At 70.2% G+C, this 21,444-nt stretch carries 24 protein-coding genes; 5 read left to right on the forward strand and 19 right to left on the reverse strand.

Features of this window, described 5'->3' with window-relative positions; all coding sequences use genetic code 11:
• Positions 1-8: 8 nt before the first annotated feature.
• Together folP and ATM97_RS21755 are read left to right on the forward strand one after the other, a co-directional pair.
• Entirely contained in the window at positions 9-980 is a 972-nt protein-coding gene (gene folP, locus ATM97_RS21750) for a dihydropteroate synthase (protein ID WP_218719962.1), read from the forward strand.
• On the forward strand, positions 977-1,915 hold the full coding sequence (locus ATM97_RS21755; RefSeq protein ID WP_218719889.1) for a glucosyl-3-phosphoglycerate synthase: 939 nt from the start codon (positions 977-979) through the stop codon (positions 1,913-1,915). Before folP ends, ATM97_RS21755 begins: the two co-directional genes overlap by 4 nt.
• A 115-nt stretch (positions 1,916-2,030) precedes the next feature.
• Here ATM97_RS21755 and ATM97_RS21760 read toward each other — a convergent pair whose 3' ends face one another.
• The 9 genes from ATM97_RS21760 to sigE form a co-directional block, all read right to left on the reverse strand.
• Positions 2,031-2,498, reverse strand: a complete 468-nt coding sequence (locus ATM97_RS21760) for a DUF6640 family protein (protein WP_218719890.1) — start codon at positions 2,496-2,498, stop codon at positions 2,031-2,033.
• 1 nt (position 2,499) lies between these two features.
• Positions 2,500-3,093: a TetR/AcrR family transcriptional regulator gene (locus tag ATM97_RS21765; protein WP_218719891.1), complete on the reverse strand. Its 594-nt coding sequence runs from the start codon at positions 3,091-3,093 to the stop codon at positions 2,500-2,502.
• Between the two features lie 93 nt (positions 3,094-3,186).
• Positions 3,187-4,260 carry an XdhC family protein gene (locus ATM97_RS21770; RefSeq protein ID WP_218719892.1) on the reverse strand — a complete coding sequence of 358 codons (1,074 nt, stop codon included), beginning with the start codon at positions 4,258-4,260 and terminating at the stop codon, positions 3,187-3,189.
• Positions 4,261-4,350: 90 nt separating this feature from the next.
• The gene (locus ATM97_RS21775; protein ID WP_218719893.1) at positions 4,351-4,923 is read right to left on the reverse strand and encodes a hypothetical protein; all 573 of its coding nucleotides are present in this window, start codon (positions 4,921-4,923) and stop codon (positions 4,351-4,353) included.
• Between the two features lie 116 nt (positions 4,924-5,039).
• Positions 5,040-5,897 (reverse strand): hypothetical protein, encoded by an 858-nt coding sequence (locus ATM97_RS21780; protein WP_218719894.1) that lies wholly within the window; start codon positions 5,895-5,897, stop codon positions 5,040-5,042.
• Positions 5,898-6,079: 182 nt separating this feature from the next.
• Positions 6,080-6,505, reverse strand: a complete 426-nt coding sequence (tatB, locus tag ATM97_RS21785) for a Sec-independent protein translocase protein TatB (protein ID WP_218719895.1) — start codon at positions 6,503-6,505, stop codon at positions 6,080-6,082.
• A 34-nt stretch (positions 6,506-6,539) separates the two neighbouring features.
• Positions 6,540-8,075 carry a S1C family serine protease gene (locus ATM97_RS21790; RefSeq protein ID WP_218719896.1) on the reverse strand — a complete coding sequence of 512 codons (1,536 nt, stop codon included), beginning with the start codon at positions 8,073-8,075 and terminating at the stop codon, positions 6,540-6,542.
• A gap of 10 nt (positions 8,076-8,085) precedes the next feature.
• Entirely contained in the window at positions 8,086-8,454 is a 369-nt protein-coding gene (locus ATM97_RS21795; RefSeq protein ID WP_218719897.1) for a zf-HC2 domain-containing protein, read from the reverse strand.
• A 59-nt stretch (positions 8,455-8,513) separates the two neighbouring features.
• The gene (gene sigE, locus ATM97_RS21800) at positions 8,514-9,179 is read right to left on the reverse strand and encodes an RNA polymerase sigma factor SigE (protein ID WP_218719898.1); all 666 of its coding nucleotides are present in this window, start codon (positions 9,177-9,179) and stop codon (positions 8,514-8,516) included.
• A gap of 374 nt (positions 9,180-9,553) precedes the next feature.
• Here sigE and ATM97_RS21805 point away from each other — a divergent pair, with 374 nt between their 5' ends.
• Entirely contained in the window at positions 9,554-10,186 is a 633-nt protein-coding gene (locus ATM97_RS21805) for an O-methyltransferase (RefSeq protein WP_374104893.1), read from the forward strand.
• On the opposite strand, the gene glgC is transcribed toward ATM97_RS21805, so the two are convergent.
• The gene (gene glgC, locus ATM97_RS21810; RefSeq protein WP_218719899.1) at positions 10,183-11,400 is read right to left on the reverse strand and encodes a glucose-1-phosphate adenylyltransferase; all 1,218 of its coding nucleotides are present in this window, start codon (positions 11,398-11,400) and stop codon (positions 10,183-10,185) included. The two genes, ATM97_RS21805 and glgC, sit on opposite strands and share 4 nt — an antisense overlap.
• A gap of 110 nt (positions 11,401-11,510) precedes the next feature.
• On the opposite strand from glgC, the gene glgA reads away from it, so the two are divergent.
• A complete protein-coding gene (gene glgA / locus ATM97_RS21815; RefSeq protein WP_218719964.1) occupies positions 11,511-12,677 on the forward strand; it encodes a glycogen synthase in 1,167 nt (388 codons plus the stop codon).
• Between the two features lie 60 nt (positions 12,678-12,737).
• On the opposite strand, the gene ATM97_RS21820 is transcribed toward glgA, so the two are convergent.
• From ATM97_RS21820 to ATM97_RS21860, 9 genes are all read right to left on the reverse strand, one after another.
• Positions 12,738-13,574 (reverse strand): putative RNA methyltransferase, encoded by an 837-nt coding sequence (locus ATM97_RS21820; protein WP_218719900.1) that lies wholly within the window; start codon positions 13,572-13,574, stop codon positions 12,738-12,740.
• A gap of 14 nt (positions 13,575-13,588) precedes the next feature.
• Entirely contained in the window at positions 13,589-13,756 is a 168-nt protein-coding gene (locus ATM97_RS21825; RefSeq protein WP_011211259.1) for a DUF3117 domain-containing protein, read from the reverse strand.
• Between the two features lie 105 nt (positions 13,757-13,861).
• On the reverse strand, positions 13,862-14,494 hold the full coding sequence (locus ATM97_RS21830; protein ID WP_218719901.1) for a DNA-3-methyladenine glycosylase I: 633 nt from the start codon (positions 14,492-14,494) through the stop codon (positions 13,862-13,864).
• A complete protein-coding gene (locus tag ATM97_RS21835; RefSeq protein ID WP_218719902.1) occupies positions 14,491-14,811 on the reverse strand; it encodes a DivIVA domain-containing protein in 321 nt (106 codons plus the stop codon). The genes ATM97_RS21830 and ATM97_RS21835 overlap by 4 nt, the downstream gene beginning before the upstream one ends.
• 37 nt (positions 14,812-14,848) lie before the next feature.
• On the reverse strand, positions 14,849-15,985 hold the full coding sequence (locus ATM97_RS21840; RefSeq protein WP_218719903.1) for an Mrp/NBP35 family ATP-binding protein: 1,137 nt from the start codon (positions 15,983-15,985) through the stop codon (positions 14,849-14,851).
• Between the two features lie 60 nt (positions 15,986-16,045).
• On the reverse strand, positions 16,046-16,903 hold the full coding sequence (locus ATM97_RS21845) for a lytic murein transglycosylase (protein ID WP_218719904.1): 858 nt from the start codon (positions 16,901-16,903) through the stop codon (positions 16,046-16,048).
• Between the two features lie 96 nt (positions 16,904-16,999).
• The gene (locus tag ATM97_RS21850; protein ID WP_218719905.1) at positions 17,000-18,382 is read right to left on the reverse strand and encodes a lytic murein transglycosylase; all 1,383 of its coding nucleotides are present in this window, start codon (positions 18,380-18,382) and stop codon (positions 17,000-17,002) included.
• A 138-nt stretch (positions 18,383-18,520) separates the two neighbouring features.
• Positions 18,521-19,111 (reverse strand): DUF1003 domain-containing protein, encoded by a 591-nt coding sequence (locus ATM97_RS21855; protein WP_308248571.1) that lies wholly within the window; start codon positions 19,109-19,111, stop codon positions 18,521-18,523.
• A complete protein-coding gene (locus tag ATM97_RS21860) occupies positions 19,104-20,399 on the reverse strand; it encodes a magnesium transporter MgtE N-terminal domain-containing protein (protein WP_218719907.1) in 1,296 nt (431 codons plus the stop codon). Before ATM97_RS21860 ends, ATM97_RS21855 begins: the two co-directional genes overlap by 8 nt.
• 77 nt (positions 20,400-20,476) lie before the next feature.
• Between ATM97_RS21860 and ATM97_RS21865 the strand changes: the two genes are divergently transcribed.
• Positions 20,477-21,433 (forward strand): CoA ester lyase, encoded by a 957-nt coding sequence (locus tag ATM97_RS21865; protein WP_218719908.1) that lies wholly within the window; start codon positions 20,477-20,479, stop codon positions 21,431-21,433.
• Positions 21,434-21,444 lie beyond the last annotated feature (11 nt).

The raw sequence follows: 21,444 nt of genomic DNA on the forward strand, positions 1-21,444 counted from the left end.
GCATGAACATGGGTACCTCGTCGGGCACGCCCGAACCCCGACCACACGAACAACCGCCTGCCCGCAGCGCCAGCAGTAGCGGTTCCGACCCGTCGGCGGAAATCGCGCGGGGGCGGCCCGGCCCCACCTTGTGCGGGCGGCCGGTGGAGACGGATCGGGCCCTGGTCATGGCGATCGTGAATCGCACGCCCGATTCCTTCTACGATCGCGGCGCGACGTTCAGCGACGAGGCCGCCATGGACCGGGTGGCCCGCGCGGTCGACGAGGGCGCCGACCTGGTCGATATCGGCGGGGTCAAGGCCGGGCCTGGCGCCACGGTCGACGCCGCCGAGGAAACGCGGCGGGTGGTGCCGTTCGTGGCGGCGATCCGCGCGAAGTATCCCGACCTGTTGATCAGTGTGGACACCTGGCGCGGCGATGTCGCCCGCAGCGCGGTCGCGGCCGGGGCCGACCTCGTCAACGACACCTGGGCCGGAGCCGACCCCGAGCTGGTGCACGTGGCCGCCGAGACGGGCGCGGGCATCGTCTGCAGCCACACCGGCGGCGCGATTCCGCGCACCCGCCCGCACCGGGTCCGCTATGCCGATGTGGTCGCCGAGGTGACCGCGACCGTTGTCGCCGCGGCCGACAACGCGGCGGCCGCGGGGGTGCGCCGCGATGGCATCGTGATCGATCCCACCCATGATTTCGGGAAAAACACCTATCACGGGCTCGAGTTGTTGCGCGGAATCGACGGTCTTGTAAAAACCGGATGGCCAGTCTTGATGGCACTGAGCAACAAGGATTTTATCGGGGAGACTTTAGGTGTCGGTCTGACCGAAAGGGTCGAGGGCACATTGGCGGCGACCGCGTGGTCGGCCGCCGCGGGCGCTCGAATCTTCCGGGTCCACGAGGTCGCCGAAACCCGGCGGGTGGTGGACATGATCGCCGCGATCCAGGGCATCCGGCCCCCCGCACGAACTCTGCGAGGTCTGGCATGAAAATCCAACACCGCGAGCCCGCCTGGGCCACTACCCATACCTGGGACACCCCTGACTGGACGGTCGGCGAACTGGTCGCCGCCAAGGCGGGTCGCACCGTCTCGGTGGTGCTGCCCGCGCTGAACGAGGAAGACACCGTCGCCGCGGTGGTGGCCAGCATCCGGCCGCTGCTCGGCACACTGGTCGACGAACTGATCGTGCTCGACTCCGGCTCCACCGACGCCACCGCCGAACGCGCTCGCGCGGCGGGCGCCGAGGTGATCACCCGTGAGGAAGCCGTTCCCGAGCTCGAACCGGTCCCCGGCAAGGGCGAGGTGCTGTGGCGCTCGCTGGCCTGTACCGCCGGCGATCTCATCGCCTTCGTCGACTCCGATCTGATCGACCCCGATCCCGACTTCGTGCCCAAGCTGCTGGGCCCGCTGCTGACCATGCCGGGCACGCATCTGTCCAAGGCCTACTACCGCCGTCCGCTGCGCCAGGGCGAGTCCGTCGACGCCAACGGCGGCGGCCGGGTCACCGAGCTCGTCGCCCGGCCGCTGCTGGCGGCCCTGCGGCCCGAACTGTCCCAGGTCTTGCAGCCACTCGGTGGGGAGTACGCGGGCACCCGCGAACTGCTCACCGCCGTTCCCTTCGCCCCCGGCTACGGTGTCGAGATCGGCTTGCTGCTCGACACCTACGACCAGATGGGCATGGACGCCATCACCCAGGTCAACTTGGGCGTGCGCACCCACCGCAATCGCCCGCTGGCCGATCTCGGCGTGATGAGCCGCCAGATCCTCGGCACCGCCCTGGGCCGCAGCGGCGTCATCGACTCCGGCGCCGCGCTCACCCAGTTCCCGATGATCGGCGGCGAATTCATCGCCCACTCCACCGAGGTCTCCCTCGAAGACCGCCCCCCGATGAAAACCCTGCGCCCCGAACAGGTCGCCGCGTAGTCTCCCACCCACCGGGCGCCTCGTCACGTCGACGGGGCGCCCGTCCACTGTCCGGGTTGCGAGCGCGGTAGAGACCACCGAGGGACCGTTCTGCGGCTTCGTCCGCCTTTCGTCGTCACCCGCTGCGTCGGCCCGCGCAACCGGGCGAGTCCTCGCGGGCGACGAGCGTGGTGGCGACGGCCAGGACGATCAGCGCGACCACGGCCAGCAGGGCCTGGGGGTGCAGGCCCAGGGGCGCGGGATTGTGGAATTCGGGGTCTTGAACGGCGGTGCCGGGGAACAGAAAGGCGCCGAGCAGGCCCAGCCAGGGGGTGGCGAGCAGGGCGCAGGCGGTGCGGAGGCGGGAGCGGGTGACGTCGCCGCGCAGGAGGTAGAGGGCGAGCACGCCGAGCAGGATCGACATCACGATGTACTGGGCGTCATGGAATTTCGCGTGTGGCGGCCAGGCGTCGTTGGCCAGGTGCTGGTCGGCGCTCGCGGGGATGACGACATCGGCCAGGAGCGCACCGAAGACGGTGACGAGGGCGATCGAGGCGGCGAGCAGGCGTGGGGCGGAGCGGGTTACGGGGGTGGTGCTCGTCATGTCACGAAGGTCCTTGCCGGGAGGGCGGATTCGTCGGGCGATGGCGCAGGAAGTCGTCGGCGACCGCCTGGACGTAGTCGAGGTCGAAGGTGCGGTGGGCGACCAGCCTGCGGAAGAACAGGGGGCCGTGCAGCTGGTCGACGGCGAGGTCGACATCGAGATCGGCGGGCAGCTCGCCGCGCTCGACCGCGGCGGTGAGGATTGTGCGCACCACCCGGGTTCCCGACCGGTATGCCGACTCCTTGACGGCCGCGAATTGCGGGTCCACAGCGGCTCTTTCGATCAGCACCCGTATCGCCTGTTCGCTGGCAGGCTCGTGCAACATCGCGTGGGTGCCCGCCAGCGCGGTCAGCAGGTCGGCGCGTAGGTTCCCGGTGGGCGGTGCCTGGGCGAGGGCGATGTGCCAGGTGATGGTGGCGCGCACCAGATCGGTCGGCTCCGGCCAGAGGCGGTACAGCGTGGCCCGGCTGATTCCGCTGCGTGCCGCGATCGCGCCGTGCGTCAGCCCGGCCAGGCCCTGCTCGACCAGTAGCTGCCTGGCCGTGACGAGCGCGGCCTCACGACTGCGCACGGTACGGGGATCGGGTGGTCGCACAGAACCTCCTTGCGAGACAGCTTGTTTCGAATCTATGAAACAAACTGTATCGAAATTGGCGCGGCAAGAACAAGAGGGGCGACCCGATTCGAGTCAGGGGCGGTGGATCGGCCCGTCGAGGTCGGCGAGCGGGCGCGCCGACGCGCCACCGCGCTCGGCGAGGATCTGCGCGAGGACGGAGATCGCGGTCTCCTCGGGCGTGTGCGCGGCCAGGTCGAGGCCGAGCGGGCTACGGACGCGGGCGATCTCGGCCTCGGTGAGCCCCGCGTCGCGCAGGCGCGCGATGCGGTCGGCGTGGGCGCGGCGGGAGCCGAGCGCGCCGACGAAGGCGACGGCGGGCAGGCTCAGCGCGCTCGCCAGCATCGGGACGTCGAACTTGGCGTCGTGGGTGAGGACGCAGACGACGGTGCGTTCGTCGATCCGGCCCGCCCGCCGCTCCGCCTCCAGGTACCGGTGCGGCCAGTCGAGGACCACCGCGTCGGCCGCGGGGAAACGGGCCGGGGTGGTGAAGGTTTCGCGGGCGTCGACGACGGTGACGTGGTAGCCGAGCTGGGCCGCCGCCACGCCGAGCGCGCGGGTGTAGTCGTTGGCCCCGGCCAGGATCAGGCGCGCGGGGGAGCGGAAGACCTGGACGAAGGTGCGTGGCCTGTCGGCGGCGGCCGGGGTGCAGTCCTGCGCGCCGATGAGGCCGCTGCGGCCCGCGGCGAGGAGCGCGGCCGCGTCCCGGTCGAGCTCGCGCCACGGCTCCACGCGCCCGGGCCGCAGCAGCCGGCGATCCGGGGCGGATTCGAGGGTGGTCGCGTAGGCGACCGGCTCGTGCGCCGCGAGCGCGGCGACGAGCGCGCCGAACAGCGGGGCATCGGTGGCGTCGAGGCGTTCGACGAAGACCTCGATCTCGCCGCCACAGGGCAGGCCGACCGCGAACTCGTCGGCCGCGGCGAAGCGTTCGGTACTCGCGTGCCCGTCACGCAGGACCTGGCTCGCGGTGGTGACGACGGCCGCCTCGACACATCCGCCCGACAGCGACCCGACGACCCGCCCGTCGGCGGCCACCGCCATCGCGGCGCCGGTGTCGCGCGGTCCGGTGCCGGTCCGGTCGACGATTCTGGCCAGCGCCACCGGCTGGACGGCCAGTAGCGCGAGGATCTCGTCGAACAGCTCCCGCATCGCCCACCGGCCTCTCCACGGTCACCGAGGCGTTGTGACCGTTGTGACCAGCCTAGCTATCGCGCAGCATCGGCGCGCGGTGAGCGCCGGTCAGTCGAGGATCTCGCGGTGCTGCAGATCGGCGCCGATCGCGCCGTCGTGGAAGAAGCCACGGAAGACCGCGGCCGCGCGCTCGGCGGTGAACACCTCTTCGGGGTAGACGTAGGTGTCGTCGTCGCCGTGCGGCAGGTAGACCGTCGGCAGGCCCAGCCTGCCGCCGGGGAACCCGAGGGTGTAGCGGCGGGTGATGTGGTCGATCGTCACCCGTAGCTGGAGGGTCATCGCGTCGGCCGAGCCCGCGCAGCGCAGCGCGAGATCGCCACGGGCGCCACTCACCGCCGTGGTGACCTCCGTGGCGGGCATCGGCTCGGGCAGCACGGTCAGATCGAGCGCGTAACGCTGCCTGCCGTCCATCCGGCGCAGGGGGCGCAGGAAGCTGTCCACGTCCTCGTGCGGGCCGATGAAGACCTTCAGGCGGTCGCTGTAGGTGAGGCGATGGGTCGCGACGATCACGTCGGCGGCGGTCGACTCGGCCTCGAACGGGGGCACGGGTCGGGGATCCTGGGTGCCTGCCGCCCGCACGGGCAGGACCCGGCACGCGCTGGCCTCGGGAGACGAGAACATGTGACGCTCACCTACTCACATTCGGTTACTCGCTAGCAATCTAAACATCGTCGGTATTCTGTGCTGCATAACAATAGCGTGATGCAGATCACAAAGTGAGCTCAGTTTAGATCTAACTATGGACGAACCCGGGTCGTAGCCAACCTTGGGTCGGTTTCGTGCCGATAAACCGGGGTGAGAAGGTCGGCATCTACGGGCTCGCCCGACGTGCGGTCGTAACGGACCGCGATGAGTACCGAAAACAAGTGACTGCTCGCGCGTTCGTGCAGGGTGGCGAGCCGGGTGGCCAGCAATCGGATCGCACCCAGGGACCCCGGCGGGTGCAGTCCGTCGATCAGCATGACGCTGCCGCGCCGGTCGGGGCGGGGCAGCCGGGCCAGGTAGGCGATGTCGTGCGGCTCTGTGCCGCCGGGTCGGTAGACGCGCCGCGCGGCCCGGTCCTCGATGCCGCGACGGGTGTCGCCGGCGCGGGTGACGGTCCGGCGCAGGCGTGGATCGGCGACCACCAGCTGGCGCAGGCTGGGGGAGAGCTCGGGGCCGCCGAGGATCACCAGGCCGTCGCGGTTGAGGTCGACCGGCCTGCCGGGCAGGAAGGTCTCCACATTCGCCACGAAACCCAGCTGACGCAGGAGCTCGGCCAGCCGCTGGGCCGCGGCCGGGTCCGGGGCGCCCAGTAGCCGCCCGGCGCGGACCTCGGGCGCGAGCACGGTCAGCGTGCCGTGCCCGAAGAACAGGCCCTCGGGGACCGGTCCCTGGGTGCTCACCTGGTGGATGCGCGCACGCGAGAGGCCGGCGGCGGCCCCGATCCGGGCGAACGTCCAGCCCTCGGCGTGGAGTTCGCGGATCACGGCGCGCCTGATCCTGGTGAGTTCGTTGATGGTCTGCTGGGCAGCCGCCACCCCGTCGGTGGCTGCTTTGAGTCTCTCGACCTTGTCCTCGATCGCGAAGACTCGTGCCACGTCATCGGCCGACATGTGCGAAGTCTAGACAGCTCGACAGCATTCCGTGTCTATATCGGTTGACATCGAACTGTATTGCGGCACAACGCGTATCATGTCCGACTTGTCGGCTATCACAATCTTTCGAGGTAGCCGCGGCTGTGTCCGGGGCGCGCGACCTCGTGGCAAATGCCGACCGTGCGGTGTTATCCGGGGGTCTAGGTCGCGTCGAAGTCGATCGGCGGGCGCTCGTTGTGGCCCAGCGGCTTCGACAGCGAGGGCGAGGACGACCCCGATCCGCCCGGCATCCCACTGCTCGTGCCGAACAATTGCTGCTTGTCGGGCACCGCGCTCTCCAGGCCGCGCAGCACCGAATCGTCACCGCCCAGCAGGTGCTTGGTGACCGCGGCGCGCGGACTCATGTTGCGCAGCTCGTTCAGCTCGGCCAGCGGCTTGCGCAGCTCGTCGAACTCCGGCCCCAGCTCCTGCTTGAGTTGCGAGGTGGCGCCGCTGGCGTAGTCGCGCACCTGGCGCAGGGAACGCGTGGTCCAGCGGACCGCGCCGGGGAGGCGCTCCGGGCCGAGGATCACGAGGGCGGCGACGAGCAGGATCATCATCTCGCTCCACCCGATGTTGCTGAACACGCAGTCCAGGCTACCTGGACGGCGCGGTCGCGGCTCAGTCGGATTCGAGCGTGACCGGGACGTCCACCTGCCTGCCATCGCGGATCAACTGCACGTTCACCGTCTCGCCGATCTTGCGCGCCTGCACCGCGACGACCAGCTCGTCCGGTCCGGTGACCTCGCGGTCGCCGATCTTCACGATGACATCCCCCTCGACGATGCCGGCCTTGGCAGCGGGGCTGCCTGGGCTCACATCGGCGACGGCGGCACCGCTCATCACCTCGTTGGCGACAGTCTTGGTGCGCGCGCTCAGGCCGATCACCGGGTGGTGCATCTGGCCGTCGCGGATCAAGGTCTGGGCGACGGTCTGCATGACGTCGACCGGGATGGCGAAGCCGAGGCCCACCGAACCGCCGGTCTCGCTGCGGATCGCGGTGTTGATGCCGATCACCCGGCCCTGCATGTCGACCAGCGCGCCGCCGGAGTTACCGGGGTTGATCGCGGCGTCGGTCTGCACGGCGTCGATGACGGCGTTGGTGTCGCTGCCCTCACCGGCCAGCTTCACCGGGCGGTGCTGGGCGCTGACGATGCCGGAGGTGACGGTCTTGCTCAGGCCCAGCGGCGAACCGACCGCCAGCACGTCGTCGCCGACCTGCACGTCGGAGGACTTGCCGAGGTTGGCCACGGTCAGGTTCTTGGCCTCGACCTTCAGCACGGCGAGGTCGGTCTTGGGATCGCGGCCGACGATCTCGGCGGGCACCCGGGTGCCGTCGGAGAACTGCACCTGGATGGCGGCGCGATCGGACTTGTCGGTCGCGGCCATCGAGATGACGTGATTGTTGGTGACGACGTAGCCCGCGCCGTCGATGACGACGCCCGAACCGGTCGCGCCGTTGTCGCCGACGGTGACCCGGATGGAGACCACCGAGGGCAGCACGGCGTTGGCCACCGCGGCGATGCGGCTGTGCGGTTCCTCGATGCCCGCGGTCTGGTCCAGGGTGACCTTGCGGGAGGTGAGGGTGGAGGCGGTCTCGGCGGTGATCCGCCCGACCAGGCCGCCGAGCACGGCGATCCCGAGCGCGAGCACGGCCAGCAGCGCCAGCGCCTTGGGCGCGACGCGGGAGCCGAACAGCACCTCGCGGGCGGTCAGCTTGGGGGCGGCGGGGAGGCGCTCGGGCGCGGGCGTCTCGACAGCAGGCGCGCCGAGGCGCGCGGTGGCGGCGGGATCGCGCCAGGGATCGACGGGGCCCGCGACGACGGTGCGCGGCTCCTCGGAGCCCGGTTCGCGCTGCAGCAGCTCGTCGGAACCTTCGGGGCGGGAGAATGCCTCGGCCAGCACGCCGTCCGGCGGGCGCTGGCTGACGAGCTGATCGGCGCCTGCGGCCGGGCCGGGCCGCTGCGGGTCGTGCGGCGCGAACGAGCCGGTCTGACCGTTCGGGCGACGGAACGCGCGCGCGGTATGACTGTCGATGTGCGGCCGGTACACCGGGCGCGGGCCGAGGTTCGGCGCGTCCGACGGCCGCAGGTTCCCCCGGTCGGCCGCCGAATCCGCGTGTTCGGTCGATCCGGAATTCGTCGATTCGCCTGTCACGCCCGTGACTCTACTTGCGCCGCCAGGTTGTCCACCGGGTCGCGGTGAAGGAATCGGTGATGAATCCGAGAAATGCCTCGTTACGGCGCGGCGGCTCGGCTGTGGTGCCGGGCAGTTCGGCCAGCGGGATCCTGGTCAGGCTGTCGTGCAGGCTGCGCGGCACGGCCACCTCGGCGGCCCGGCGCAGCGCGATGCGCGCCTGCTGCTGGGCATCGACCTCGGCCGCGCATTCCGGGCACACCGAAAGATGCTGGGCGGCGCGCAGGTACGCGTTCATGCGCAGCTCGCCGTCGACATAGGCCGCGATCGCCTCGCTGGCCAGGTGCTCGGTGGGCTGAAAGCGCGGGGTACGACCTGAGGCACTGGGGTCCACGCTCATGCGGAGTTCTTCCTTCCGACCGACATCAACCGAGAGGCCCGGTGACGCCGACAACTGCGTCACCCTGCGTAGGCGTCAGCGGAGTACCGCTGCTCAGTTCCATTATGCGCAAGGTATTCGCGCAGTGCCTGCCGCCCACGATGGATCCGGCTGCGCACGGTGCCCAGTTTCACGCCGAGCGTCGCGCCGATCTCCTCGTAGGACAGGCCCTCGATGTCACACAGGACCACGGCGGCACGGAACTCCGGCGCCAGTGAGTCCAGGGCTTTCTGCAGGTCGGGATCCAGACGGGCGTCGTGGTAGGACTCCTCGGGCGTCGGGCCCTCGGCGGGGACCCGGTCGTAGTCCTCCGGCAGCGCCTCCATGCGGATGCGGTTGCGGCGGCGGACCATGTCCAGGAACAGGTTCGTGGTGATGCGGTGTAACCAGCCCTCGAAGGTGCCCGGCTGATAGTTCTGCAGCGAGCGGAACACCCGGATGAAGGTCTCCTGGGTGAGGTCCTCGGCGTCCTGGGCGTCGCCGGAGAGGCGGTAGGCCAGGCGATACACCCGGTCGGCGTGTTCGCGGACGAGTTCGTCCCAGGAGGGCATGACCGTGCGGTCACCGGTCGCGTCGAAGGCGGCGGTGCCGGTGAGTTCGGCGTCGAGCTGCTCGCCGTCGGCGGCGAGGAGATCGGCGGGGAGAGTCTGATCGGTCGGTGTGGCGTGACGCGCCGTGTCTACCATCGGGATGGGACACCTCCTACTCGGGACCGCTGGCACGAAACCGCGCCGGTCCGGGTCAGCGAACCTTGCTATCGGAATCAACCAGCAACTGTGTGAGGTTGTTCCCGCGTCTCGTACCCGCCGCGATCGGCTGGTCTTGCGTAGGGCAACTATTTCCTGCCCCGATATGGGTCAGATGTGGAGATCCTGAGTGTGTCCTGAGAATCCTTATCGATGCCGACCCTAGTCCCGCCGGCACGCGGAAAGCAGCAGTTCCAGCCCCTTCGTGACCTTTCCGCAAACTTGTGGCAATTGTTCGATCGGTGCGCGACACTCGGGGCGATCGGCGCATTCGCTGAATACACGGACCCCTCCGGTGCCCTAGCCTCATAGCTGTGGCATCGAACGTGGAGCGGAACCTGGCCTATGTGGAGGAGTCCGTCGTCGAGGACGAAATCCTCCTCGACGCGCGCGAGCGGGCCACCGAGCTGGGCGCGGTGCCCGTGCCCGCCTCCGTCGGCGCCCTGCTGAGCATGTACGCGCAGATGTTGGGCGCCCGCGCGGTCGTCGAGGTGGGCACCGGCGCCGGGGTGAGCGGATTATGGCTGCTCGACGGCATGCGCGAGGACGGCACGCTCACCACGATCGACTCCGAGCCCGAGCATCAGCGCGCGGCCAAGGAGGCCTTCCGCACCGCGGAGATCCCGCCCGCGCGCACCCGGCTGATCAACGGCCGCGCTCTCGACGTCCTACCTCGGCTCGCCGACGGCGCCTACGACCTCGTCTTCGTCGACGCGGCCCCCATGGAACACCCGCACTACGTCGAACAGGGCGTCCGGCTGCTGCGCGAAGGCGGCGCGTTCATCCTGCACAACGCGTTGCTCGGCGGTCGCGTGCCCGACCAATCCCAGCGTGACCCGGCCACGCAGGCGGTGCGGGCGGCCACCAGGGCCATCGCGGAGAACCCCGACCTCACCAGCGTGCTGATCCCGATCGGTGACGGGCTGCTCTGCGCTTCGCGCTGCTAGCCGACCCAGATCCCCTTGCCGACGGTGACCACCCCGCCGTGGCTGACCGCGAACCGCTCCCGGTCGCGATCCAGGTCGACACCGATGATCTCGCCCTCGCCGACCACGACGTTCTTGTCCAGGATCGCGTGCCGCACGACCGCGCCCTTCCCGATCCGCACCCCCGGCATCAGCACGCTGCCCTCGACGGTGGCGCCGTCGTCGATCATCACGTTCGAACTGAGCACCGAATTGCGGACGGTGGCCGCCGACAGGATCGAGCCGGCCCCCACGATCGACTCCTGCGCCAGCCCGCCCCTGGCGAACTTGGCGGGCGGCAGGTTCTCGGCGGCGCCGCGGATCGGCCAGTGCTTGTTGTAGAGGTTGAACACCGGGTGCACCGAGACCAGGTCCATGTGCGCGTCGTAAAAGGCGTCGATGGTCCCGACGTCACGCCAGTACCCGCGGTCGCGCTCGGTGGCGCCGGGCACCTCGTTGTCGGCGAAGTCGTAGACCGCGGCCTTCCCCGCGGCGACCAGCGCGGGAATGATGTCGCCGCCCATGTCGTGGTCGGAGTCGGAGTTCTCGGCGTCGGCGCGGATCGCGTCGACCAGCACCCGGGTGGTGAACACGTAGTTGCCCATCGACGCGAACGTCACGTTCGGGTCGTCGGGGGTACCGGGCGGATGCGCGGGCTTCTCCAGGAACTGGGTGATCCGGCCGGACTCGTCGGAGTCGATGCAGCCGAACGCGCTCGCCTCGCTGCGCGGCACCCGGATGCCCGCGACGGTCACCCCGGCGCCGGAGGCGATGTGGCTGGCGACCATCTGCTCCGGGTCCATCCGGTACACGTGGTCGGCGCCGAAGACGACGATGTAGTCGGGGTCCTCGTCGTAGATCAGGTTGAGCGACTGCATGATCGCGTCGGCGCTGCCGGTGTACCAGCGCGGCCCGAGGCGCTGCTGGGCAGGCACCGGGGTGATGTACTCGCCGGTGAAACCGGACAGCCGCCAGGTCTGCGAGATGTGGCGATCCAGCGAATGCGACTTGTACTGGGTGAGCACGCACAGGCGCAGGTATCCCGCGTTGACGAGATTGCTCAGGACGAAATCGATCAGCCGGTACGCGCCGCCGAACGGAACCGCGGGCTTGGCCCTGTCTGCGGTGAGCGGAAACAGTCGTTTGCCCTCGCCACCGGCGAGCACGATCCCGAGTACGTGCGGCTGGCTCCTCACCCTGCTCAAAGTACAGGCTGGGCGGCACAACGGTGGCTCATGTCGACCCGAGGGTCTAATTTGGACCAGTGAGTTATGGCACCGACAGCGACCAGGAGCCGGCGCAACAGCTGCGGGTCGCCATGCTGACCCGGGAATACCCGCCCGAGGTCTACGGCGGTGCGGGAGTTCATGTCACCGAACTCACCGCCCGGCTGCGCGCGCTGGCCGAGGTGACCGTGCACTGTATGGGCGCGCCGCGCACCGGCGCCGTCGTGCATCGGCCCGACCCCGAGCTCTACGCCGCCAACGCCGCGTTGCAGATGATGTCGGCGCAGCTGCGGATGGCCGACGCGGTCGGCGCCGTCGACGTGGTCCACTCGCACACCTGGTACGCGGGGCTCGCGGGCCATCTCGCCGGCGCGCTCTATGGCATTCCGCACATCCTCACCGCGCATTCGCTGGAACCGCGCAGGCCGTGGAAGGCCGAGCAGCTCGGCGGCGGGTACCGGCTCTCGTCCTGGTCGGAACGCAACGCGATGGAGTACGCCGACGCCGTGATCGCGGTGAGCGAGGGCATGCGCCACGACGTGCTCGACGCCTATTCGGCGATCGACCCGGGCCGGGTCCACGTGGTGCACAACGGCATCGACGCCACGGTCTGGCATCCGGGCGCACCCGCCGGCGACGAGGCCCCCGTGCTGGAACGGCTCGGGGTGCGTGCCGAGCTGCCGATCGTGTCCTTCGTCGGGCGGATCACCCGGCAGAAGGGGGTCGGCCACCTGCTCGCCGCGGCCGCCGATTTCGATCCCGACATCCAGCTGGTCCTGTGCGCCGGTGCGGCCGATACCAGGGAACTCGAACTCGAGATCGCCGCCGCCGTCGACGGGTTGCAGCGCGAACGCGGCAACGTGTTCTGGGTCAAGGAGATGCTGCCGACCGAGCAGGTCCGCCAGATCCTCACCGCCTCCGCGGTGTTCGTCTGTCCCTCGGTCTACGAACCGCTCGGCATCGTCAACCTGGAGGCCATGGCCTGTGCCACCGCGGTCGTCGCCTCCGATGTGGGCGGCATCCCGGAGGTCGTCGACGACGGGGTCACCGGTCGGCTCGTGCACTACGACGCGGGGTCGACGGCGGAGTACGAACGCGGACTGGCCGCCGCCGTCAACGCGGTGGCGGGCGATCCGGAGTTGGCGCGGCGCTACGGTGACGCCGGGCGGGCGCGCGCCATCGCGGAATTCGATTGGGCGCGAATCGCCGAGCAGACCGTCGAGGTGTATCGCAGCGTGCTGAGGTAGCCGCGGCGCGGTTCGTCGCGCAGCGGTCGCGATCCCGGGCGGTCGGCCCGTCGAGCAAGGTCAGCTCGCCGGACGGTAGGTCGAGACCGTGACCGCGGCGGTGACCTCGGTGACGTCGGGGAGCGCCGCGATGCGGGGATCGTCGGCCGGGGTGCCGTGGAAGGCCGAGGGGCCCATCGCGATGACGTCGGTGACGTCGCGCCGGGACAGCTTCATCCCGAACTCGACCCGGGTGTGCGCGGAGCGGGTGAACAGCCCCGCGAGCGAATCGGCGAGCCTGCGCTCCTTGTCGGGGTCGACGCGGACCATGCCGAGCGGGCCGACGAGCTCGTTCAGGTGGTCGACGGTGGGCGTGACCACCACGAAGCTGCCACCGGGCGCGAGCACCCGGGCGACCTCGGTGGGGTTGCGCGGGGCGAACACCGACAGCACGCCGGCCAGGGAGTGGTCGCGGATCGGCAGACCGCGCCAGGCGTCGGCCAGCACCGAGGCCAGGCGCGGGTGCGCGCGAGCGGCCCGGCGCGCGGCGGGCTTGGCGACATCGAGCGCGATGCCGGCGAACCCGGGCTCGGCGGCCAGGATCGTGGCGAGGTAGTAGCCGGTGCCGGCGCCGACCTCGAGGATCACCTGGGCGTCGGGCAGGTCGGGCGCGGGTGCCGCGGTGAAAGCGTGCGTCGCGGCCGCGGCGATGGGGGCGAAGTGTCCCGCGCCCTGGAAAGCGGCGCGGGCGTCGAGCATATCGGCGGTGTCGCCGGTCATCTTCGTCGCTGCGCCGGTCAGCAGCCCGACATAGCCCTGTCGGGCGATGTCGAAGCTGTGGCCGGTACCGCAGCGCAGCGCGCGATCGCGCGGTTGCAGTTCGTCACCGCACTCCGGGCAGGCCAGGAGTGCGGCCACCTCGGTGAGTGCCGTCAGCTGGTGACGCTCTTCAATTCGTCACCGAGCGCCGCAGCCTCGTCCGGTGTGAGTTCGACGACCAGACGCCCGCCACCCTCGAGTGGAACCCGCATGACGATTCCACGACCTTCCTTGGTTGCCTCGAGGGGACCGTCCCCGGTACGGGGCTTCATGGCCGCCATCCTCTGCTCCCTCCAGATCTGCGCGGTCTGTCTGCGCACTGATTCTCGTCTGCCGGTTGTCGCCAACCAGCGGGCTCGCCGGGTGTTCGGCGGGCCACACCGGTCCTATTCTTCCCTATTGCCGTCTCGGACGGACACCTGAGTACGAAATGTGACTCGCGAGTCGGTTCCGTTCGCGGCCTGGCGCACCCAGCAAACCTCCAGGTGATCGTCGACCATCCCGGTCGCCTGCATGAGGGCATACGCCGTCGTCGGGCCGACGAAGACGAAGCCTCGGCGCTTCAATTCCTTTGCCAGAGCAATGGATTCGGGTGTGGTGGCGGGCACATCCGCGATCGTCGCCGGCCGCGGGCGTGGCGCGGGGGCGAAGGACCACAGCAGCTCGTCCAAGCCCACCGGCAGGTCCCGAGCAACCCGAGCGTTGGCGATCACCGCGTCGATCTTGGCGCGGTTGCGGACGATGCCCGCGTCGGCCAGCAGTCGCTCGCGGTCGGCGTCGCCGAACTCGGCGACCTTCGCGATCTCGAAGTCGGCGAACGCCGCGCGGAACGCGGGCCGCTTCCGCAAGATGGTGATCCAGGCCAGGCCGGACTGGAAGGCCTCGAGGCACAGCCGTTCGAACAGCGCGTCGTCGCCGTGCAGGGGCTTGCCCCACTCGGTGTCGTGGTAGTCGCGATACAGCGCCGAGCCGGTCGACCAGGGGCAGCGCTCGTACCCGTCGTCGGCGAGCTCGGTCACGGGCGGTCCTGGCCCGCGGCGACCTGCGCCTGCCACTGCCGCACCTGCGCCAGCTCGAGTTCGAGTTCGTCGATCCGCTCGGCCAGCCTGCCCAGCGCCCAGTCGACCTCGCCGGCCTTGTAGCCGCGCACGACCTGCTGGAACCGCAACGCGCGCACGTCGGCGCCGGTGACGCCGTGGGCGGGCAGCACCGTGGCCGTCGTGCCCTCGGGCAGCGGCCCGAGTTCCTCGGACCGGCCGAACACCGCGCTCGCCACGAGGAACAACATGGCCGCGACCAGTCCGACGATCAGCACATAGAGCAGCAGCGTCAGCATGTAGACAGCCTAAGCACCCCCACCGACAACCCCAGGCTCAGAGGTGCCGGGTCGTATCGATGCCCAGTGACATGCCCGCCAGGCCGCGCTTGCGGACGGCCAGCTTGTCGGCGACCTCGCGCAGGGCCTTGGCGGCCGGGTTGTCCGGGTCGCCGAGGACGATCGGGGTACCGGCGTCGCCGCCCTCGCGCAGGGCCTGCTCGATCGGGATCTGGCCGAGCAGCGGCACCGTCGAGCCCACCGCGCGGGTCAGCCGATCGGCCACGACCTGGCCGCCGCCGGAGCCGTAGAGCTCCATCCGGGTGCCGTCGGGCAGGTCCAGCCAGGACATGTTCTCCACCACGCCGGCGATTCGCTGACGGGTCTGCAGGGCGATCGCGCCCGCGCGCTCGGCCACCTCGGCGGCGGCGATCTGCGGGGTGGTGACGACCAGGATCTCGGCGCTGGGGATCAGCTGCGCGATGGAGATCGCGACGTCGCCGGTGCCGGGCGGCAGGTCGAGCAGCAGCACGTCCAAGTCGCCCCAGAACACGTCGGCGAGGAACTGCTGCAGCGCGCGGTGCAGCATCGGACCGCGCCACACCACGGGCGTGTTGCCCTGGGTGAACTGCGCGATCGAGATCATCTTCACGTCGTAGGCCATCGGCGGCATGATCATCCGCTCGACCTGGGTCGGGCGGGCGTCGGTGCCGAGCATGCGCGGGATCGAGTGGCCGTAGATGTCGGCGTCGAGCACGCCGACCGACAGGCCACGCTGGGCCAGCGCGACGGCCAGGTTGGCGGTGACGCTGGACTTGCCGACGCCGCCCTTGCCGGAAGCGACGGCGTAGACGCGGGTCAGCGATCCGGGCTGGGCGAACGGGATCACCGGTTCGGCCGAGTCGCCGCGCAGCGACTTGCGCAGCTCGGTGCGCTGCTCGTCGCTCATCACGTCGAGATCCACGGTCACCGCACCGGCGCCGGGCACATCGGCGACGGCCTTGGTCACCCGCTGGACGATCTCGGTCCGCAGCGGGCAGCCCGACGTCGTCAGATACACCTCGACGTGCACGTCACCGCTGTCGGCGATGGCGATGCTCTTGACCATGCCCAACTCGGTGATCGGCTTGCGGATCTCCGGGTCGTCGACCTTCGCGAGCGCGGCCCGCACATCCGCTTCCGTAATCACTGGCATATGCCCGATTTTATGCTGCTGCTCATTCGAGCGCCCTCGGCGGGGCCATGTCCTCTCAGGTCAGATGCGGGGGAGGTCGGAGGGCTTGGGGGCCATGCCGCTGGAGTAGGAGGTCGACCAGGCCATGACGTTGGCTACATAGGCCATGGAGTTGTTGTAGCGCAGGATCGCCTTGGACTGCTGGGAGAGGTCGCGCATGTTGAGGCCGCCGTCGCAGAGGTAGCGGCCCGCGGTGAGGGCGGCGTCGAACAGGTTCTGCGGGTCTGCGATGCCGTCGGCGTTGCCGTCGGCGGCGTAGCGGTGCCAGGTCTCGGGCAGGAACTGCATGGGGCCGATGGCGCGGTCGTAGCCGCCGAGGCCGTCGAGTTCACCGCCGTCGCTGTCGTGGATGACGTTGTTGCCGTACAGGCTGCCGTCCAGGACCGGACCGTAGACGGCCTTGATCGGGTTGCCGTCCGCGTCGGCCTTGCCGTACGCGTGGGTGGACTCCACCCGGCCGATGCCGGCCAGCAGCGACCAGGACATCCCGCAGGTCGGATTCTCCACGGCCAGTTGCTGTTCGGCGCTCTGGTAGGCGGCGACCGCGATGCCCGGGATGCCCAGCGGGCCGGCCGGGAGATCGGCGGCCACGCGATCATCCGGCAGCGCAACGGTTTTCACGACTGGCGCGGCCGAGGGCGACTGGCGCGCCTCGGCGTGGGCGACCTCGGCGATATCGGCCTGCGGTGCGGCCACGAGCTCCGGCGCGGCCTCGGCGTCGGCGCCGGGCAGGTCGTGCTCGACAGCGGCGTTGCTGGCGATGGTCGCGTCGGTCGCGGCGGCGGTAACGGCCACGAGTCCGGCGGGGACCAATCCGGTCAGTGCGATGAGCGAGCTACGTCGAACCGTCGTAGCAGGCTGTTTCCGATGACGACCCACTGTGTGGTGCCCTCCTCAACCGTGTTGGATGAGAAGAGATTACCGCACCCGAGACCTTTTTGTTACCCCTCCGTGACCTGTATTTCGGTTTGATTTCTAGGGGACCGCCGGACCGGGCGGCAGCGGGATGACGATGTTGAACGGCAACGTGATCCCCGGCGGCGGCGTGGGCGCCGCCGGCGCCTGCTCGACGGGCGCGGGCGCCTCGGTCGGCTCGATGCCGGGCTCCGGCGTCTTCTCCGGGGCGGGGGCCTTCGACTCGGCGGGCGCGGGCTCGGCGGTCTGGGCCGGGGTGCACACCGGCGCCGTGGCCTGCTGCTCGGCCGCCTGCTGCGCGGGGTCGGTCTGCTCGGGTTGCGCCGGATCCTTCGGCGCCGCAGCGCCGAAGGTCTGCTCGACGGGCTTGGCCGGCTCGAGCGGGTTCGGCATCTGGGCCGGCGCCGGATCGCTCACACACACCTCGGGAGCCGGTGCGACCGGAGCCGGGCAGAAGATGCCGCAGGGGATCGGCGGCAGGCCGGGCAGGGTGATCATCACCTGGGTTGGCGTGGTCACCTTCGGCGTGTTCGGCGGCAGCTGGTTGGTCGTCGACGGCGGCGCCGCGGTGACCGGCGCGTCGGTCGAGGCGGCCAGCACATTCGGCGAAACCATCGGCGCGCTGCCCGGCGGCACGATGTCGGGGGAGATGGCGACCGAGCTCGGCGCGCCACCGGTGCGGTAGGCCGCCGACCAGCTGAGCACATTGGCCGCGTAGGACATCGAGTTGTTGTAGCGCAGCACCGCGCGCAGTTCCTGCGAGGCGTCGCGCAGGTTCAGCCCGCCCGAGCACAGGTACTTGCCCGCGGCCAGCGCGGCGTCGAAGACATTGTGCGGGTCGGCGGTGCCGTCGCCGTTGCCGTCGGCGGCGTAGAGCGCCCAGGTGCTCGGCAGGAACTGCATCGGGCCGACGGCCCGCACGAACCCGCCGTCGGCTTCCTTGATGATTTCGTTGCCCGGCAGGGTGCCGTCGAGCGCGGGGCCGAAGATCGGCGTGGTCGAGGTGCCCGCGGCGTCGGTGCGGCCGCTGCTGGCGTGCCCGGACTCGATGCGGCCGATGCCGGCCAGCAGGTTCCAGGTGAGCCCGCAGCCGGGCTGGGCGGTCTCGAGCGCCAGCTCCGCGTTGCGGTAGGCGGCGAGCACGATCTCGGGGATGCCGAGCGCGCCACTGCCGGTGGGCAGCGAGATGCTCTGCAACGGAACCGTCCCGGCGAAGGGGGCCAGACTGTTCGCGGACGGGGACAGCGCGCGCAGCTTGCGCGGCGCCTCCTGCGCGATCGGCAGCAGCCCGACGATCTCGGACGGATCGGTCTCCGGGGTGTCCTCGGTGGTGCTCGCGGTCGCGGCGAGCAGAGCCTCGGGCGCGGTGGGGGCGGTGCTCGGCGTCGCGGTCTGCACGGCCGACCCGGAGGCGACGAGTCCAGCGACGACAAGGGCCGACATCGTTATCGGAGCAGAGATTCGCACGGCCACACCAACCCTTTACGTCGAAGCAGCGGCACCGCAGAGTCCCCCTCCGGCCCGCCCGGAACAACGTGATCCAGGTTACCTACCGGTCAGGAAGTTGTAGAGCATTTCCGGTTACTCGTCTGAACCACCTGGCGAAACCGGGGCAGCAGAGGGCGTTTGACCGGAGGTTTTCTTGCGGACGGCTTTTCGCTTCTTCTCCGGCTTCGGCGCGCCGTCGGGCGTGGTGACCGCGTCGATCCGGTCGAGCACGTCCTTGATCTCCTCGAGCTCGCGGCGCAGGTAGTCGCGGGTGGCGACATCGCCGACGGCCAGCCGCAGCGCGGCCAGCTCGCGGGCGAGGAACTCGGTGTCGGCCTTGGTCTGCGCGGCCCGGCTGCGGTCCTCCTCGAGCGAGACCTTGTCCCGGTTGTCCTGGCGGTTCTGCGCCAGCAGGATCAGCGGCGCCGCGTAGGCGGCCTGCGTGGAGAAGGCCAGATTGAGCAGGATGAACGGGTACGGGTCCCAGCGCAGCGCGACCACGAACACATTGAGCACGATCCAGACGATGACGATGATCGTCTGGATCGCCAGGTATCGCCCGGTCCCGAGGAACCGTGCCACGCGCTCACTGCTGCGCGCGAACGCCTCGGAGTCCCAGTCGAGGGTGAACCGGGAGCCGACCGGGGTTTCCAGCCGCTGACGGGCCGGGTTCTTCTCACTCACGCGGGACCCTTTCGGCATGGGCGAACGTCTGCTCTTCTTCTTCGCGCCAGTCCTCGGGCAGCAGGTGATCGAGGACGTCGTCGACGGTCACCGCACCGAGCAGATGATTCTCCGCGTCGACGACCGGGCCGCTGACCAGGTTGTAGGTGGCGAAGTACCGGGTCACCGCCGAGAGCGGCAGTTCCGGCGCCAGCGGCATCAGGTCGGTGTCGACGATTCCGCCGACCAGGTGCGCCGGCGGTTCCCGCAGCAACTGCTGGATGTGCACGCAGCCCAGGTAGCGGCCGGTGGGGGTCGCCGTGGGTGGGCGAACGACGAAGACCATCGAGGCCAGCGCCGGGGTCAGGTCGGGGTCACGGACCCGGGCCAGCGCCTCGGCGACGGTGGTCGACGGGCTGAGCACGACCGGTTTGGGCGTCATCAGACCGCCCGCGGTATCGGGGGAGTGCGCCAGCAGCCTGCGGACCGGCTCGGATTCCTCCGGGTCCATCAGGGCCAGCAGGGATTCGGCTTCGCTCTCGGGCAGCTCGCCCAGCAGGTCGGCGGCGTCGTCGGGGTCCATCGCCTCGAGCACGTCGGCCGCGCGGCGCACCTCGAGGTGGCCGAGCAGGTCGACCTGATCGTCGTCGGGCAGTTCCTGGACGACGTCGGCGAGGCGTTCGTCGTCCAGGGCGATCGCCACCTCGACCCGGCGTTTCTCCGGCAGCTCCCGCAGGCGGTGCGCGACGTCGGCCGCGCGCAACCCCTCGAACTGTTCGAGCAGCGTCGTGACGTCCTGGCCTGGTCTGCCGACCTCGGCCGGGGTCAAGCCCTCGACCTGCGACCAGTCCACCACGTGCACGGTGCGCCTGCGCCCGATCCGCCGGTGCCCGCGCACCGCGACCCGGCCGATCACCCAATCCCTGGTCCTGGTCTGCTCGATGCCCAGGTCGGCCACATGGACGTCGACGCCGTCCAGATCCGGCAGTCCGGGATCGTTCACCCGCACCTGCGAGTCCACGATCTGGGCCAGCGCCAGCATCTCGCCGGGCCGCTGGGCGAATCGCCGCAGGCTGACGGTGCCGGTGTTGAGGGTGACGATGCCCGGTTCGATCGCGGTGACGCGCAGCATCGGCACGAAAATCCGCCGCCGGGTGACCAATTCGACGACCAGGCCGTGCACCCGTGGTTGTTGCCGTCCGTGCCGCACGGCCACGACGACATCGCGGACCCGGCCGATAGACTCCCCGTCCGGACCCAGCACCGTCAGGCCGGCGAGCCGGGCGACGTACACCCTGGTGGTTGCCATGACCCTCAGGCTAGGCGGTCCACAACGGCCGGTCACCACACGCCACGGCCGGTGTGACGAACGAAGGAGGAGGGCCCATGAAGCCCCGCCGCTCAGTATTGGCCGTACCCGGCAGCAATCCGAAGATGATCGCCAAGGCCAAGGGCCTGCCGGTGGACGAGGTCTTCCTCGACCTCGAGGACGCCGTCGCGCCCGGCGCCAAGACCGCGGCCAGGGCGAATATCGTCGCCGCGCTCAACGAACCGGGCTGGGGCGCGCAGCTGCGGGTGGTCCGGGTCAACGACTGGTCGACCGAGTGGACCTACGCCGACGTGATCAGCGTCGTCGAGGGCGCGGGCGCGGCGATCGACGCGATCCTGCTGCCCAAGGTGACCGACGCGGGCCAGGTTCACGCGCTGGACCTGCTGCTCACCCAGCTGGAGAAGGCGAGCGGGCTCGAGGTCGGCCGGATCGGGATCGAACCGCAGCTCGAGAACGCGCTCGGCCTGCGCAATATCGACGCGATCGCCACGGCCAGCCCACGGGTGCAGGCGCTGGTGTTCGGCCCGGCCGATTTCATGGCCAGTATCAATATGCGCACGCTGGTGGTGGGCGAGCAGCCGGTCGGTTACGACGTCGGCGACGCCTACCACCACATCCTGATGACCATCCTGCTCGCCGCCCGCGCGCACGGCCTGCAGGCGATCGACGGTCCCTACCTGCAGGTCCGCGATGTCGACGGATTCCGCCGGGCGGCCGGACGCACCGCCGCGCTCGGCTTCGACGGCAAGTGGGTGCTGCATCCCGACCAGATCGACGCCTGCAACGAGATCTTCAGCCCGCGCCAGGGCGACTACGACCGCGCCGAGCTGATCCTGGAGGCCTACGCCTTCCACACCTCCGACGCCGGCGGCGCTCGTGGCGCCGTCATGCTGGGGGATGAGATGATCGACGAAGCCAGCGCGAAGATGGCGCAGGTCATAGCGGAGAAGGGGCGAGCTGCGGGAATGACGCGCACAACGCGTTTCACTCCGCCACAGCCGGTCCAGAACTAGCAGAATGGGAC

It is taken from the genome of Nocardia sp. MH4 (genome assembly GCF_019266065.1).
Classification (GTDB): Bacteria; Actinomycetota; Actinomycetes; order Mycobacteriales; family Mycobacteriaceae; genus Nocardia; species Nocardia canadensis.